This is a genomic window from Blastococcus capsensis (assembly GCF_030165005.1).
In the GTDB taxonomy this organism is placed as follows: Bacteria; Actinomycetota; Actinomycetes; order Mycobacteriales; family Geodermatophilaceae; genus Blastococcus; species Blastococcus capsensis.
On sequence record NZ_JASNNW010000025.1, the window covers coordinates 22,645 to 38,142 of the forward strand.

Here is a 15,498-nt window from a genome sequence, read left to right on the forward strand (position 1 = left end):
GCCGTGGCGCTCAGACGGTCTCGGGCACGTGCAGGTGGGCGACGGCCAGGTCGAAGGTGGCCACCTCGAGCAGGTGGGCGCCCATGAGCCGGCTGAATTCCTGGCGGAGGTCGGTGGCCCGGTCCAGGGACGCCCGCATGGCCTCCCGGCTCTCGTAGGTGACGGCGGTGGCGCTCCGGCCCTCCGTCGGATCGACGAGCATGCTCACCGAGCAGAAGCCGGGGATGTCCTCGAGCCGGGGCACGAGGCTCACGCCGAAGGCGTCGACCATGGAGTCGAGCCGGTCGGGCCGGCCGCGGGTCCAGGTCACCCGGGCGCAGGCACCCTCCGGTGCCGGACGCACGCGGTGCAGCACGGCGATGGACCACTCCTCGACCATGGACGGCCCGCCCAGGGTCTCGGCGGCGCGAGCGCGCATCGCCTTCACCTCGTTGGCGCTGCGGTGCAGGGCGGCGCGGTCCTCCCAGGCGGTCGTGACGATGCAGCGGCCGGAGTGCCGGTCGGCCAGCATGGACAGCCCGACGAAGCCGTCCATGCCGAGGACCGCGGGAAGCACCCGGTCGCGGATGTAGACGATGCCGCGGTCGGCGTTCACCGGGGTGCCGGTGATGGTGGTGGAGCGCGCGTACATGCGACGGTTCCTCTCGCGAGCAGGCGAGCCCAGGACGGCATCGCCGCCCCGCTCACTGTCCTCGCTCGGGCACCGGTTGTCACCGGTTCCGGACGCGCCGGTTCCGTCGGTCGGCAGCCCAGCTGGCCAGGCTGCGCTCGGGCGGGGTCTTCCGCGCGGTCAGGCGGCGGCCAGCCAGGTGCGGGCGGCGCAGACGAGTGCGCGGATGCCGAGGTCGAGGGTGGGCTCGATGACCGGGGCGAAGTGGGGGGAGTGGTTGGAGGGCAGCCGACGCACTATCTGGCCCATGTCCCCGGGGCCACGGGCGGTCGCGAACGCGGCGGGATCACTGCCGCCGAGCAGCCAGTAGACACAGGGCGCTCCGGCCGCGGTGGCGAGCAGCCCGACGTCCTCGCTGCCGGTGACCGGTCCTGGGTCGATCACGCGTCGCGGCTCGAGGAGCCGGTCGAAGCTCGCCCGCGTGCGGGTGCAGGCGTCCTCGTCGTTGACGAGGACCGGGAACGACTCGAGTGCCTGGATCTCGGGTTCGCGGGGAGCGCCCGAGGCGGCGGCCTCGGCGCGGACGATCCGTTCGACGGCGGCCAGGACGCGGTCGCGGACGGCGGGGTCGAAGGTGCGCACGTTCAGCAGCAGTTCCGCCCGGTCCGGGATGATGTTCGCCTGGGTTCCGGCGTGCATGGCGCCGACGGTGACGACGGCGGTCTCGGTCGCTGCGGTCTCCCGGGCGACGATCCCCTGCAGTCGGAGCACGGTCGCCGCGGCCATCAGGACCGGGTCGATCGACGTCTCCGGCCGCGACCCGTGCGCGCCCGTGCCGTGCAGGACGATGCGCAGCGAGTCCGCCGCGGCGAAGGCCGGACCGGGTCGCAGCGCGAGCATGCCCGCCGGCAGGGGGCCGACGTGCTGGCCGAGGACCACGTCCGGCCGGCCGAACCGGTCGAACAGGCCGTCGTCGATCATCGCCTGCGCGCCGCGCCCGACCTCCTCGGCGGGCTGGAAGACGAGCAGCAGCGTGCCGCTCCAGGCCGAGCGCTCGTCAGCCAGCACGGCTGCGGCCCCGAGCAGGCAGGTGACGTGCACGTCGTGGCCACAGGCGTGCATCACCGGTACCTCCCGGCCGCCGGCGTCGGTCGCGCGTGCGGTGCTGGCGTACGGCAGGCCGGTCTGCTCGAGGACCGGCAGGGCGTCCATGTCCGCGCGCAGGAGAACCGTGGGCCCGGGTCCGTTGCGCAGGACGCCGACGACGCCGGTGCCACCGACCTCGGTGGTGGTCTCGTAGCCCAGTGCTCGCAGCCGGGCGGCCACCACCTGTGCGGTGCGCCGCTCCTGGAAGGCCAGCTCCGGGTGCGCATGGAGATCCCGGTAGAGCGCGACCAGATCGGCGTCGACGGCGACTGAGCTCATTCATCTTCCCCTTCTGCGGACTCCTCGCCCCGTGCCTCGGCGGGTGACGGACCCGATGTCGCGCGGGTGCGGGCACCCTCTCCCGCGCGACTATGCCGCACCGCGAGGCCGGCCTCCGCGGAAGTCGTGCGCGCGCCGGGGACCGGCCCTACGCGCTCCGCCACGGCGCCGCACGCCACTTCTCGGGGTGCTGGTCGCGCTGACGGTGTCGTCAGCGGTGGCGTTCGTGCAGCGAACGGCCCTTCCGGATGGCGGGCTCCCGGCCGCCGTCGCCGCCGTGACGGTGGGACTCGGCGTGATGGAGCTGCAGTACCTGCTCACGGTCGTTCGATCGAGTCGTCGACAGGCGCGCGGCTTCGTCGGCCAACGGGTGTCCTGCTGCGGCGGCGGGCGACCGACTGCGCGAGGCCAGGACCGCGGGGAACCGGCAATCGCAGCCGCGCCGCTTCCACCGGTCACTGGCGCAGCCGGTCGGGTGGGAACTGCTCTTCCAGCCACGGGGGAACGGGCTCCGGGTCGTGACACCACCCCGGTGGGCGGGTTTCCCGGATGACGCCGCTGGGGGTGCGGACGATGAGCCGTCCGTCGTCGAGCAGTTGGAAGGACCAGTCGCGGGCGAAGGTCTTGATCCGGTGGTGCCGTCGGCACAGGCAGCAGAGGTTCCAGCAGTCGGTGGGGCCGCCGTCGGCGTGGGCGGTGACGTGGTCGATGTCGCAGCGGGCGGCGCGCCGTCGGCAGCCCGGCATCCGGCAGTGCCGGTCCCGGGTGCGGATGAATCTGTCCTGCCTGTTGCTCGGCTCGTATGCGGTTGTGGGTGGTGGGGGACCGATCCCGGGGCCGTCGGCGGCTCCGCTGTCCGGTGGCGCGTCCCCGTGGGCGTGGGCGCTGCTCCGCCGGGCGCTGCTCCGCCGGGTGCGGCGTCGGCGCGTGCCGGCCCCGCGACGCAGTTGGTCGAGCGTGGCGACGGCGAGGAGCCGGCCGCTGACCGGGTCGCCGACGGCGATCTGGACGTAGCCGCCGGTGGGTGCGTCGCCGACGCCGAGCATGTCCAGTTCGCGGAGCAGCTCTCGGCACTGGGCGGCGGTGACGATCTCGCCGGCGATCTCGGCAGCTGGCTGCGGCGTCGACTCGGCGCCGTTCGGTTCCCGCAGGGAGGCGATGGGCGCCTGCACGTCCAGGCGGGCGGTGACCGGCGGCCGGGAGGTGTCCCAGGGGCGCAGGATGAGGTCGGCGGCGATGGCCGCCCGGATGACGCCGATCGGTCGCCGGTCGCCGTCGGCCCGCAGCATCTGGGCGTACTGGTCGATGGCGTCGGCGCAGGCGGCGGCGAGTGGGACGGACAGGTCGACGACGAGCTGGCTCATCCCGTCACCGGTCGGGCGCGCGACGACGTCGGCGCGCCGGGCGGCCTCTTTCCGCCGGTTGTCCAGGGCTTCGGCGTCGAGCTGGGTCAGGGCGCGGCGCACCCGTTGCCGGAGTTGGGGGACGGTGAGCCGGCCGGCGTGGGGCAGGACGCGTTGCTCGATCTCGTGGATCACCGACGGTTTCGCCGGGCCGAGCAGGTCGACCAGCGCCCGCATCTTCCGGACGTCGATCTCGCCGGCGTAGAGGGCGTCCCACGTGCCGGTGAGGATGGTGGTGAGCAGGATCGATTCGACGGCGAGTGATTCGGCTTCGGCTTCGGTGCATCCGCGGATGAGTGCGAGCTCCGAGATGAAGGTGTCGCTGACCTGCGCCAGGACCGGCGATCGCCGGAGCCGGCTGTCGAGGCCCGGTCCGCCGAGCCGGCCGAATTCGCGGTCCCGCTCGACCGCCCGTCGCCGGGCGAGTGCCGCGATCGCCTCGGCCCGTTGGGCGGCGTAGCGGGATTCCCGGGCGTCGGCGGCCCAGATGTCGGCGACCAGTTCGAGATCGCTCAGACCTGGGGCGACCGTGTCGGGCACGTCGCGGATCGGGACACCGTCGAGCGGTGGTCGTTCGGGGTCGGGGTCGATCACACCTGCACCGTAGAGCCGGCCTACGACAGTTTTCCCTGGTCAGTCGTAGGGGTTGGTGAGGACGGTCCGGGCTTGGAGGACGTCGAAGGTGACCGGTGGTCCGTCGGTGGTGGTGGTGCCGGGGACGTCGGCTGGTGTGCCGCCGTTGACGGTGAAGGTGGCGCCCCAGGTGACGGTGAGGTGAGCGGTGTAGGTGCCCGACCGGTAGGAGTGCTCGACGGTCTCCTCTGGGTAGGGCCGGCCGGGGTCGGAGCTGGTGATCTGGCCGGTGGCGTCGCCGGTGTGCCAGGTGAACTGCTCGGCGGTGGCTTCGATGACGACCTGGAAGCCGCGGATGTCGACGGTGAAGGTCTGGGTGGTGGGGGAGTCGGTGTAGAAGATGACCGGCAGCCCGGTCAGGCCGTCCCCGGGTGGCTGGTGCTGGGTGGTCAGCTGAGGGAGCGGAAGGCGCTGGAAGAAGCTGAACACTTCGGCGGATGACGGCGGCGGGTTCAACGGGGTGATGTCGAAGCAGCCTTCGGAGTCGTACCTCCAGTCGCCGTATGGATCACCGGGCTGGTAGTCGCCTTCCACGTCGACGACGGTGGGACCGTCAGGCCCGTCGACGACGGCGGTGTAGTCGCCTTGGACGATCGAGCGGCGCTCTACGACGAAGAATCCGACGACCCTTCCTAGTTCGGCGGGTGGGCATTGGCGCACATCGGTGGGTGAGCAGTAGCCGTCGCTCTCGGCCGCCGCGAGACAGCGATCAAGTAGGCGCCACGCAAAGGTCACTGCCTCCGAACCCTGAACTCCGACGACTGTCGGTACGCCGGCCCCCTCGTGGGTCACAGTGACCGCACCGTCGCCCGTATCTACGCAGGCACCTTTGTACGGGCAGGCTTGTGCGGCTCCCGGACTGCCGATGACGAAAGCCAGAAGCAAGCCGGCGACCAGTGAGCCGCGGATGATCGTCGTGATCATCCGAGCGTCATGCTCTTGACAAGCCAGCCCTGCTGCGCATTCGACCAGACAAGGGTGATGCCAGAGCTGAGACTGGGTTGGACCGGCAGACCTTGGTCGACCGTATTGCCTGCCAGGTCAACGAGGTGGACCGCCTCTTGTCTTACTGTGAAGGCGATTGTGGCCTCCTCGTCACCAAGCAGTGGTTCGGCGACGTCGTTAAGAGAGAGCTGGCCGCCCTCATAGCGATGTCCCTCCGCTTCGACGTCATCGAACGCCTTGGCGATGCGTGAACACTCGAGGCAGTCGGGCCCAAGCTCGCGAAGGGGCTGCCCGTCGAGTGCTTCCTGCTGGCGATCGGACAGCTCAAGGTAGTAGCGCAGAAACGCCTCGGCGCCGGCGGCATCCTTCGTGCGAGCCTCGTCGGGCACGGGGAAATCGGCCGGGCCGAGCGGCGGCAGCTCCGGCGTCGTCTCGCTGGCCGTAGCACTGGGCAGCGTGGTGCTCGCCTCCTGCTTCTCCGAGCAACCGGTCAGTGCCACGGCCAGCAGCAGACAGCCGAGCGTCGTCCGGACCAGGCCCCCACGGAGATCACGCACAGCGGGAGACTACGCAGCGTCCGGGCAAAATCGGTTCCGTAACTGTGGACAGCCACCAGGTGCCGCCGGATCGGGTGACCGGCCGGCCCGCAGAGACCTGGCACACCGGCGCACAATCCGGAGCCGGAACGGCCGGAGACGGGGGATGCATGAGCACGGAGCAGGCGGCGGGGGAGCACCTCTTCGACACGAGCGGCATCGAGGTCGGTGCCGACGGCATCCGCCGCTACACCGGCCTGCCGGTCAACCTCGTCCGCGTGCTCCTGGCCCAGGCGGCGACCCGCGGTGACCGGACGGCGATCGTCGAGCTCGGTGGCGGGCAGCTCACCTACTCGGAGCTCTGGCAGCGGGCCATGCGCGTCGCCGGGGGACTCCGGGACGCCGGCGTCGGGACCGGCGACCGGGTGGCCGTGCAGCTCCCCAACGGTGTCGACTGGGTGCTCGCCTTCTGGGGCGCCCAGCTGGCCGGCGCGGTCGCCGTCCCGATGAACACCCGACTGGCCCCGGCGGAGGCCGGCTTCATCCTCGCCGACTGCGGTGCGGCCTACGTCGTCCGCCCGGGGGAGCCGCTGCCCGACGGCGAGCCCGGCGAGCCGCCCGATCCGGCACACACCGACGTCGCCGCGCTCTTCTACACGAGCGGGACCACCGGCCGGCCCAAGGGCGCCATGACCACCCACGAGAACTTCCTCAGCAACATCGAGTCGGTGATCCGCTGTCGCCAGCTCAGCCGGGACCCGGAGGCGGGCCACGCCACGCTGATCTCGGTCCCGCTGTTCCACGTCACCGGCTGCAACTCCCAGTTCCTGGGCCAGATCGCCCTGGGCGGCACCTCGGTGCTGATGCCACGCTTCGACGCCACCGCCTTCCTCGAGGCGATCCCGCAGCACGGCATCACGCTGCTCACGAGCGTCCCGACGATCTACGAGCTCGTCCTCCGCCACCCGGCGCTGGCGACCACCGACCTCTCCACCGTCCGCACGCTCAGCTACGGCGGCGCCCCGATAGCCCCGGAGCTGGTGCACCGGCTGCGGACGGCTTTCCCGAACGCGCGCCTGGGCAACGGGTTCGGCCTCAGCGAGACCAGCGCGCTGGCCACCTTCCTCCCGCACGACTACGCCGAGACCCACGCCGACGCCGTCGGCTTCGCCACGCCCGTGAACGACGTCCGCCTCGACCAGCCGGACCCGGTCACCGGGGTCGGCGAGCTCCTGGTCCGCGGGCCCAACGTCGTCGCCGGGTACTGGGGCGACCCGGTGCGGACGGCGGAGACGTTCGTCGACGGCTGGCTGCACACCGGCGACCTCGCGACGATCACCGACGGCGTCGTCCGGATCGTCGACCGCGCCAAGGACATGATCAACCGCGGCGGCGAGAACGTGTACAGCGTCGAGGTGGAGAACGCCCTGGCAGAGCACCCCGACGTGCTCGAGGTGGCGGTCGTCGGCGTGCCCGACCCGGTGATGGGGGAGAAGGTGGGCGCGGTCGTCCTGCCGAAGCCCGGCACGGACGCCGGCCGGCTGGTGGCGGAACTGCACTCCTTCGCCCGCGAGCGGCTGGCCGACTTCAAGTGCCCGCAGTTCGTCCGGGTGATCGACGGCCCGCTGCCGCGCAACGCCGGGGGCAAGGTGCTGAAGAATCCGCTGCGCGTCGCGGAGGGCTGGGTGGCCGTCCCGCGGTAGTGCTCTACGTTGCCGGTGACCGCTCATCCGGCGACAGGAGCACCCCGTGCGCATCGGCATGCCCATCTCCTACAGCGGCGGGTTCGACCGCACGACGTCCGTGATCGCCGAGTACGAGAGCGCAGGACTCGACACGGTCTACGTCGCCGAGGCCTACTCCTTCGACGCCGTGAGCCACCTGGGCTACCTTGCCGCGAAGACGACGACGGTGGAGATCGCCTCGGGGATCCTCAACATCTACTCGCGGACGCCGACGCTGCTGGCCATGACGGCCGCGGGCCTGGACTTCCTATCCGGTGGGCGATTCACCCTCGGCATCGGCGCCTCCGGCCCGCAGGTGGTCGAGGGCTTCCACGGGGTGCCCTACACCGCCCCGCTGGCCACGACCCGCGAGGTCGTGGAGGTCTGCCGCACGGTGTGGCGGCGGGAGAAGGTCGACCACCACGGGAGGCACGTCGACGTGCCGCTCACCGTCGAGCGCGGCGGCAGCGGGCTGGGCAGGCCGCTGAAGCTGATCAACCAGCCGGTGCGGCCGCGGATCCCGATGCTGCTGGCCGCCATCGGGCCGAAGAACGTCGCCCTCGCCGCGGAGCTGTTCGAGGCGTGGCAGCCGGCGTTCTTCCTGCCCGAGGGCAGCGCGACGGCGTTCGGGGCAGCGCTGGCCGAGGGGACGGCGCGGCGGGACCCGGATCTCGGCCCGTTGGAGATCTCCGTCGACACCCAGCTGCTGATCAGCGAGGACGCCGCCGAGCAGGCCGCCGCTCTGGACCAGGTGCGCGCGAAGCTGGCGCTCTACGTCGGCGGCATGGGCGCCCGGGGCAAGAACTTCTACAACGACCTGGCCGTGCGGTACGGCTACGCGGAGGAGGCCGCCACCGTGCAGGACCTCTACCTCGACGGCCGCAAGGACGCCGCTGCCGCGGCGCTGCCCGAGGACTTCGTGCGCGGCGTCGCCCTGGTCGGCCCACCCGGGCACGTCGCCGAGCGGGTCGCCGCCTTCCGCGAGGCCGGGGTGACCACGCTCAATGCCACCCCGCTGGCCGCCGAGCACGCCGACCGGCTGCACTCCATCGAGCTGCTCAAGAGCCTGGCATGACGCCGCTGCCCGAGCACGAGCGCGAGATGGTCGCGCTCACCGCCGACTTCGTCGACCGGCGGGTGCGCCCGCGGGTGGCCGAGTTCGAGGCCGAGGACCGCTACCCGCAAGCCTTCATCGAGGAGATGAAGTCGCTCGGCTTCTTCGGTCTGCTGGTGCCCGAGGAGTTCGGCGGCAGCGCGGTGAGCACCGCCTGCTTCGCCCGCGTCACCGAGGAGCTGGCCCGCGGGTGGATGAGCCTGGCCGGCGCGATCGGCGGGCACTCGGTCATCTCCTACCTGCTGGCCACGTTCGGCACCGGGCACCAGCGCACCACCTACCTGCCGCGCATGGCCGACGGCGGGCTGCGCGCCACCATGGCGCTGACCGAGCCCGGCGGCGGCAGCGACCTGCAGGCGATGCGCACGCACGCCGACCGGGTGGGTGACGAGTACGAGATCACCGGCAGCAAGACGTGGATCTCCAACGCCCAGCACTCCGGGCTCATCGGACTGCTCTGCCGCACCGACCGCGACGCCGTCCCGCCGCACGCCGGGATGAGCGTGCTGCTGGTCGAGCCGGGCGCCGGGTTGGCGGTGTCGGAGAAGATCCCCAAGCTCGGCTACCGCGGGGTCGAGGCCTGCGAGCTGACCTTCGACGCGATGCGGGTGCCGGCCGGCGCCGTCCTCGGCGGTGAGCCCGGCCGGGGCTGGGCGCAGATGATGCGCGGGCTCGAGGTCGGCCGGGTCCAGGTCGCCGCCCGCGCGGTGGGGGTCGCGCAGGCGGCGCTGGCCGCCGCTACCCGGTACGCGCAGGAACGCGAGTCGTTCGGCAAGCCCATCTGGAAGCACCAGTCGGTCGGCAACCTGATCGCCGACATGGCGACCAAGGTGCAGGCTGCGCGGCTGCTCACCACCGACGCCGCCGAGAGGCTCGACAGCGGGGTGCGCGCGGACCTGGAGGCAGGGATGGCGAAGCTGTTCGCCTCCGAGGCGGCCATGCAGGTGGCGCTGGACGCCATGCGCGTGCACGGCGGCTACGGCTACTCCAAGGAGTTCGACGTCGAGCGCTACTTCCGCGACGCGCCGCTGATGATCCTCGGCGAGGGCACCAACGAGGTCCAGCGCAACGTCATCGCCGCCCAGTGGATCGCCCGGCACGCGATCTGAGCGGCTACCGTCAGCGGCCCCACATGCCCGACGGCGCGTCGGCCAGCGGCAGCACGTTGCCGGCCGCGGCCAGGTGCAGGCTCCAGGATGCCTCGTCCAGCACCGAGCGCAGCGCCTCGGCCCAGGCCTCGTCGTCCGCGGTGATCTCAGGACCACCCGGCCGGCACAGCGCCAGGGCCAGATGTCCCTCGCCGCCCAGCTGGTCGCCGAGCACCGTGGCGTGCACGTCCCGTAGGCCGACCAGGAGAACCTGATCGGGGAGGGGCGGCAGGTCGTCGACCGGGATGACCACCGGTAGCTGGCGGCCGTCGGTGCCGAACCAGGTCAGCCAGAGGCTGCGGCCGGCGAATTCCGGTGTGCCGAGGACGGCCAGCCAGCGGTCGGTGAGGTCGGCGGTGGAGCGGACGGGCGCGTCGGTGGGCGGTGAGATCGTCATGCCCGTCACCGTGTCAGCCCCACCGACCCGATCCGGGGTTGTCCACAGGATCAGCGGTGGCCGACGCCTCCGGGACCGTGGTCGGCCGGCACCTGCTCCGCCGCCGGCGGAGGCCCGGGCGGCGTGCCGTCGCCGAACGGCCGGTCGCCGAGCTGATCCCGGTCGTGCGGCAGCAACCAGCCCGAGGTGTCGGGGCCCTTCGGGATGATCTGCGTCGGGTTGATGTCGGCGTGCACCACGTAGTAGTGCTCCTTGATCTGCGGGAAGTCGGTCGTGTCGCCGAACCCCGGGGTCTGGAACAGGTCGCGCGCGTAGGCCCACAGCACCGGCATCTCCGACAGCTTCTGCCGATTGCACTTGAAGTGGCCGTGGTAGACGGGATCGAACCGGGCCAGCGTGGTGAACAGCCGGACGTCGGCCTCGGTGATCTGCCCGCCCATCAGGAAGCGCTGGCTCTCCAGCCGCTCGCTGAGCCAGTCCAGCGTGGTGAACAGCCGGTCGTAGGCCTTGTCGTAGGCGCGCTGCGAGCCGGAGAACCCGCAGCGGTACACGCCGTTGTTGACCTCCTGGTAGACCCGCTCCATCACCTCGTCCATCTCGTCGCGCAGGTGCTCTGGGTACAGGTCGGGCGCGCCCTCGCGGTGGTGGGCGGTCCACTGGATGGAGAGGTCGAGGGTGATCTGCGCGAAGTCGTTGGTGACGACGGCGCCGCTCGGGACGTCGACCATCGCCGGCACCGTGATGCCGCGCGAGTACTCCGGGTCGCGGGCGAGGAACGCCTCCTGCAGCCGCTCGTACCCCAGCACCGGGTCGCGGCCGCCGGGGTCGAGGTCGAAGGTCCAGCTGCGCTCGTCGTGCGTGGGCCCGCACATGCCCATGGAGATGGCGTCCTCCAGGCCCAGTAGCCGGCGCACGATCACCGACCGGTTGGCCCACGGGCAGGCGCGCGCGACGACCAGCCGATAGCGGCCGGGCTCGACCGGCCAGCGGCTCGAGCCGTCGGAGGTGATGCGGTCGGAGATGTACTTCGAGTCGCGCGTGAACTCTGCTTCGACGTAGCCCGACCCGGAGTTGTCCTCAGCCATGCCGCCCAGCCTGACTCAGACCCGGGCGCGCTGCAGGTCGGTGCACCGCAGTCAGCCCAGCTGCTCCAGCACCTGCTGTGCCAACCGCCCCCGGTCGGACTCCCGGCCGAACTGTTCGGACGACAGAGCGGTCCGGATCGCATCGCGCACCTGCCCGGTCCCGGTCGGCCGCGGGAACCGGTCCACCAGCGACTGGGCTGCGCGAAGGGCGTGGAACTGCTCGAAGGCGGTCCGGGGAGCGCTGATCGCCTTCGCGATCGTCTCCGGGTCGGCGAGAGCGGGGGCGGCGGCCATCATCCCGATCGCGACGATGCGGTAGCCCTCGTCGCCGGCGGAGAAGAGTTCCCGAACCGCCTCCGGGGAGTCGATGACGTCCGACAGCGCCTGGGCCTCGCTCTGGACCAGGTCCTTCAGCCGTTCCCGCCGCTGGGAGCTCGATTCCTCGGTCGCGCGAATGCTCTCGTAGCGGGTGGCCACCGAGCGCGATGCCTCGAGCAGCCGGGTCGCCTCACCCCGCAGCCGCGCAGCGGTGTCCCGATCACCGGCTGCGTCGGCGTCCTTGGCGGCTTCGAGCTGGGACGCGGCCGCCTCTTCCAGTTGCAGCTTCAGACCGCCGGCCTTCACCGTCTGGATCTGCTCGCCGTAGATCCCGATGGCCACGAGGGCGAACCCGGCGGCGACCAGCGCGGCTGTGCCGGCCGCGTTCGTGGACACGAAGACCGCGACCGCCCCGGCGGCGAGCAGCACCGCACCGCCGATCCCGGTGGCCAGGGAACCCGTCCCACGCGATCCCTGCGCTGGTCCCGACCGGGAGCGGACCGACGACGCCTTCATGACTCATCCCCCGTGGCTGTCTGCGACCTGTCGACTCAACGTAGGCGCAACGAGCGACCGCGGAGCCCGCGGTGTGGGCGAGGTGCGGGGTCCGTCCTGCTCGGTGACAGGAGCTCGCGCCAGCGCCGCAGGCACGCGACGACCTCGCCGGGCCGACCGCGCTCACGGGCGGGAAGCCAGCGGCGGAGCGATCAGAGGCGGCTGGTCGTCGCGTCGTCCTCGGCGCTGCCGAAGAAGTGGTCGAGCACGTCGCGGAAGACCGGCTGATCCGGGCCGGCGCGGGCGAACAACGTCATCGACGACCGGAGCTTCTGCGCGTCGATCGACCCCATGACCGCGACCGGGTCGTCGGTGTCCAGCGCGGTGAGCGCCCGGGCGGACTCGACCAGCCGGCGGCCCAGCACCGGGTGCGCCAGGTAGGCGCGGGCCTCGTCGAGATCGGCGATCGCGAACCGCTGCGCCATTCCGCTGCGGCCCAGCCCCGCGATCTGCGGGAAGACGAACCACATCCAGTGCGTGCGCTTCCTCCCGGCGCGCAGCTCGGCGAGCGCCTGGTCGTAGGTGTTCGTCTGCGCGTCGAGGAACCGGCGGAGGTCGGAGGGATCGCTCACCCCGGCAGCGTGCCCCAGGCGAGGCGTTCCACACCGGTCCGGCGCGGTGCCCACCGGGATCTGCTCCGGGCCGGCGCCCGGCAGTACCGGATGCGCGTCGCTCATCGGCCGCTCGCCGCCAGGTGGATGCCCTGGAACCGGGCCCGTACGCGGTCGGGCTGCCGTACCAGCGGTCGATCCCCTCGCACCTCGTCGGCGGCGTCGGCGCCGATGCCCGGTCCGTGGTCGACCACCTGGTCGCCCGGCGGTAGATGTCGAAGCGGTGTCAGTTGCCGCCGTCGCCGTGTGACGACGTCGCCGGTGGGCACGGCACCCGCCGACGATCCACCGCACGAGGAGGAGACATGCGCAGGAGCACACGGACGTTCGCCGGCGCGCTGCTCGCTACCGGCCTGGGCCTGAGCGGCTGCGCCTTCGGCGACGACGAGGCCGACCTGGAGGGCACCGGCATCCCGGCCGTCTTCGACGAGGAAGAAGTCGGCGGGCCGGACCGGGTCGACGGCGGCGCGGAGGACGCGGACAGCGTCGATCCCGGCACCGGCGGGATCCAGGACGACGAGCAGACCGGCGCCGAGGGCGACGACCCCGACACCGTCGAGGACGGCGGGGGCACCGACGGCGGCGCGGTCACGAACAGCGAGGCCGAGATCACCGACGACGACGGGACCGCCGACGACGAGGGGGCCACCGACGGCGGCACGCCCTTCGAGAGCCCGGGCGACGACGGCGACGCCGGCCCGGACACCGGTCCCGACACCGTGGAGGACGGCAACGTCGGCTGACGGCTGCGACACCCCGGGCCCGGTAGCGAGATCGATCACGGTGCCGGCTCCTCTCCCGGACTGCCGATAAGCACCCGTGGGTGACGGTCCTTCGCGATCCCCGTCACCCGGGGGTGCACAGCATGAGCGAGCGACGACGGCGGCTCGGGGACGGGCTGACGGTCCTGGCCGGCGCGCGTCCGGACGTGCTGGCGGCCGCGCCGGGAGCCCGGCCGCGCTTCGTGGCGCTGGGCGGCGTGCTGCTCAGCACGGGTGCGCTGGCCGCCGTCTCGGCCGCTTTCGCCGTCGGCATGGCGCTGGGTGTCTGGTGGCCGGTGGCGCTGCTCGTCGGGCTGGGATGGGGCGCGGTCGTGGTCAACCTCGACCGGATGATCCTGGTCGGGATGGCGCACGACGCCTCGCTGAAGCGGAACCTGGTCATGGCCGTGCCGCGGGTCGGCCTGGCGCTGGTGCTCGGCGTCGTCGTCGCGACCCCGCTCACCCTGCAGGTGTTCTCCAAGGAGATCGACGCGGAGATGGTGTCGATGCAGGCGGAGGCCGCCGACGCCCACCGCCAGAGCCTGGAGGCGGACACCCGGTTCGCCGGCCTGCCCGAGTTGGAGGGACGGATCGCCCAGCAGGAGGCGATCGTCGCCAGCGGGGGAGCGGCCGACACCGGCCTCGCGGTGGTGCGTGGCACGGTCGCCGAGAAGCAGGCGGCGCTGGACGCGGCGGTGACCGTCTCCCGCCAGCTGGAGGCCAAGGCGCAGTGCGAGCTGGACGGCACCTGCGGCACCGGTGACGCCGGCACGGGGCAGGCCTACCTGCAGGCGCGCGCCGCGGCCGACGCGCAGGCCGCGGTGGTCGACTCCACGCGGGCCGAGCTCGACGCCGCCGTCGCCGCGGTGACCGCGGCCGAGGGGCGCAGCGCCTCGCTGGCCGAGGGCTCCCTGGACCGCGACCGCGACGAGCTGGCCCGCCTCACCGCCGAGCTCGACCGGCTGCAGGCCGCCTTCGACGCCGAGAACGAGGGCTCCGGCGGCATCCTGCTGCGCCTGGAGGCGCTGGACCGGCTGGGCGACGAGAACGTGACCCTGGCCGCGGCGCAGTTCATGCTCTCGCTGCTGTTCATGTGCGTGGAGGTCCTCCCCGTGCTCATGAAGCTGCTGCTCAACTTCAGCCCGCCCACGGCCTACGACCGGCTGGTCGCCCTGCGCGACTCCGGCGACGTGGATCTGGAGGAGATGGCCCAGGAGTCGCGGCGGACCGTGGCCCAGGCCAAGGAGGAGCTGCTGGTGCTGGCCGAGCGCGAGCGGGTCGACCGGCAGAAGGAGGCGATCCTGGCCCGGCGCCGCGCGGCGCTGGCCGAGGTCACCGCCCGCGCCGAGGCCGCCCGCGCCGAGCCGGAGACCGCGGCCGCCGAGGCCCCGGCCGAGCCGGCGCGGCAGATGTGGGACACCGGCCCGATCCGCGAGCTGGCTGCCCGCACCGTGCGGTCGGTCCGTCGCCGGCCCACCGACCGGGTGCCGACGTCGGTCTGAGGCTTCGCTGCGGGTCCGCTGTGAGTCCGGCCGGGACGGCGGCGGTGCGGCCGGGCGCTGTGGCAGTGTCGCGGGAACCGCCCGGCCGATCTCGCCGGTCGCCGCCTGCGGGCGAGCGCTTCCCCCCGAACTGGACCGAAGGACGTACCGCCATGAGCACCGACAACCCGAACCCGGCCGGCAGCAGCGCGAGCGGCTCCGGCGAGCCCGGGCCCGGGCCCGGCGAGACGACAGTGCCCCCGGTATTCCCCGCGGCCGGGGCAGCCGACGGCCTGGGTTACGGCGTCATGCCCGGCGTGATCGCCTCCGGTCCGTCCGGTGAACCGGGCTGGGCGCAGCGGAACAGCGGGCTGCTGATCGCGGCGATGGTGGCCGTCGTCGTGGTCGCGATCGCGATCGCCGGGCTCATCCTCTGGCGCGGCGGGATCGACGAGGGCAACGCCGCCACCGAGGCCGCCGTCACCCGTGCGATTGCCGAGCAGGGCGGTGAGGTGGAGACCGTCGAGTGCGACGACGACGTCTGCGCCGCGATCATCGGCGGGCAGGCCTACACCGTGCTGGTGCAGTTGGACGAGGACGGCGAGCGGCACTTCGGGATCGGCGCGTACGTCGGCGACTGATCGCCGGCCGCTCCGCGAGCCCCGTACCCGGTCGGGTACGGGGCTCGCGTCGTCTCGCGCGGGTGTGATCTACACCACAGCGTCACCGTCCCTGACTCGCGCGTGACCACG

General features: G+C 72.6%; 16 protein-coding genes. 7 read left to right on the plus strand and 9 right to left on the minus strand.

All coding sequences use genetic code 11. The features are described 5' to 3' along the window. Positions 1–10 precede the first annotated feature (10 nt). From QOZ86_RS18495 to QOZ86_RS18515, 5 genes are all read right to left on the minus strand, one after another. Positions 11–631 (minus strand): hypothetical protein, encoded by a 621-nt coding sequence (locus QOZ86_RS18495; protein WP_284493446.1) that lies wholly within the window; start codon positions 629–631, stop codon positions 11–13. Positions 632–790: 159 nt separating this feature from the next. Beyond that, on the minus strand, positions 791–2,035 hold the full coding sequence (locus tag QOZ86_RS18500) for an amidohydrolase (RefSeq protein WP_284493447.1): 1,245 nt from the start codon (positions 2,033–2,035) through the stop codon (positions 791–793). A 455-nt stretch (positions 2,036–2,490) separates the two neighbouring features. Next, positions 2,491–4,032, minus strand: a complete 1,542-nt coding sequence (locus QOZ86_RS18505) for an HNH endonuclease signature motif containing protein (protein ID WP_284493448.1) — start codon at positions 4,030–4,032, stop codon at positions 2,491–2,493. 39 nt (positions 4,033–4,071) lie between these two features. Further along, entirely contained in the window at positions 4,072–4,806 is a 735-nt protein-coding gene (locus QOZ86_RS18510; protein ID WP_284493449.1) for a hypothetical protein, read from the minus strand. 185 nt (positions 4,807–4,991) lie between these two features. After that, the gene (locus QOZ86_RS18515) at positions 4,992–5,573 is read right to left on the minus strand and encodes a hypothetical protein (RefSeq protein ID WP_284493450.1); all 582 of its coding nucleotides are present in this window, start codon (positions 5,571–5,573) and stop codon (positions 4,992–4,994) included. 149 nt (positions 5,574–5,722) lie between these two features. On the opposite strand from QOZ86_RS18515, the gene QOZ86_RS18520 reads away from it, so the two are divergent. From QOZ86_RS18520 to QOZ86_RS18530, 3 genes are read left to right on the plus strand one after another with little or no spacing between them, the layout of a single operon-like run. Next, complete coding sequence (locus tag QOZ86_RS18520) at positions 5,723–7,255, plus strand: class I adenylate-forming enzyme family protein (protein WP_284493451.1); 1,533 nt, start codon at positions 5,723–5,725, stop codon at positions 7,253–7,255. A gap of 46 nt (positions 7,256–7,301) precedes the next feature. Beyond that, positions 7,302–8,351 (plus strand): LLM class F420-dependent oxidoreductase, encoded by a 1,050-nt coding sequence (locus tag QOZ86_RS18525; RefSeq protein ID WP_284493452.1) that lies wholly within the window; start codon positions 7,302–7,304, stop codon positions 8,349–8,351. Beyond that, positions 8,348–9,499, plus strand: a complete 1,152-nt coding sequence (locus QOZ86_RS18530; protein WP_284493453.1) for an acyl-CoA dehydrogenase family protein — start codon at positions 8,348–8,350, stop codon at positions 9,497–9,499. The genes QOZ86_RS18525 and QOZ86_RS18530 overlap by 4 nt, the downstream gene beginning before the upstream one ends. A gap of 10 nt (positions 9,500–9,509) precedes the next feature. Here the strand turns inward: QOZ86_RS18530 and QOZ86_RS18535 are convergent, their stop codons facing one another. The 4 genes from QOZ86_RS18535 to QOZ86_RS18550 all read right to left on the minus strand — a co-directional run bounded on the left by QOZ86_RS18535 (position 9,510) and on the right by QOZ86_RS18550 (position 12,465). Beyond that, positions 9,510–9,935 (minus strand): hypothetical protein, encoded by a 426-nt coding sequence (locus QOZ86_RS18535; protein WP_284493454.1) that lies wholly within the window; start codon positions 9,933–9,935, stop codon positions 9,510–9,512. 50 nt (positions 9,936–9,985) lie between these two features. Next, on the minus strand, positions 9,986–11,020 hold the full coding sequence (locus QOZ86_RS18540) for a glutathione S-transferase family protein (RefSeq protein WP_284493455.1): 1,035 nt from the start codon (positions 11,018–11,020) through the stop codon (positions 9,986–9,988). Between the two features lie 51 nt (positions 11,021–11,071). After that, entirely contained in the window at positions 11,072–11,854 is a 783-nt protein-coding gene (locus QOZ86_RS18545; protein WP_284493456.1) for a hypothetical protein, read from the minus strand. A 191-nt stretch (positions 11,855–12,045) separates the two neighbouring features. Next, positions 12,046–12,465 carry a DUF1810 domain-containing protein gene (locus QOZ86_RS18550; protein WP_284493457.1) on the minus strand — a complete coding sequence of 140 codons (420 nt, stop codon included), beginning with the start codon at positions 12,463–12,465 and terminating at the stop codon, positions 12,046–12,048. 122 nt (positions 12,466–12,587) lie between these two features. Here QOZ86_RS18550 and QOZ86_RS18555 point away from each other — a divergent pair, with 122 nt between their 5' ends. The 4 genes from QOZ86_RS18555 to QOZ86_RS18570 all read left to right on the plus strand — a co-directional run bounded on the left by QOZ86_RS18555 (position 12,588) and on the right by QOZ86_RS18570 (position 15,387). After that, positions 12,588–12,716 (plus strand): hypothetical protein, encoded by a 129-nt coding sequence (locus QOZ86_RS18555; protein ID WP_284493458.1) that lies wholly within the window; start codon positions 12,588–12,590, stop codon positions 12,714–12,716. Positions 12,717–12,809: 93 nt separating this feature from the next. Continuing rightward, the gene (locus tag QOZ86_RS18560) at positions 12,810–13,247 is read left to right on the plus strand and encodes a hypothetical protein (protein ID WP_284493459.1); all 438 of its coding nucleotides are present in this window, start codon (positions 12,810–12,812) and stop codon (positions 13,245–13,247) included. A gap of 122 nt (positions 13,248–13,369) precedes the next feature. After that, the gene (locus QOZ86_RS18565) at positions 13,370–14,767 is read left to right on the plus strand and encodes a DUF4407 domain-containing protein (RefSeq protein WP_284493460.1); all 1,398 of its coding nucleotides are present in this window, start codon (positions 13,370–13,372) and stop codon (positions 14,765–14,767) included. Positions 14,768–14,919: 152 nt separating this feature from the next. Continuing rightward, positions 14,920–15,387: a hypothetical protein gene (locus tag QOZ86_RS18570; RefSeq protein WP_284493461.1), complete on the plus strand. Its 468-nt coding sequence runs from the start codon at positions 14,920–14,922 to the stop codon at positions 15,385–15,387. Positions 15,388–15,498 lie beyond the last annotated feature (111 nt).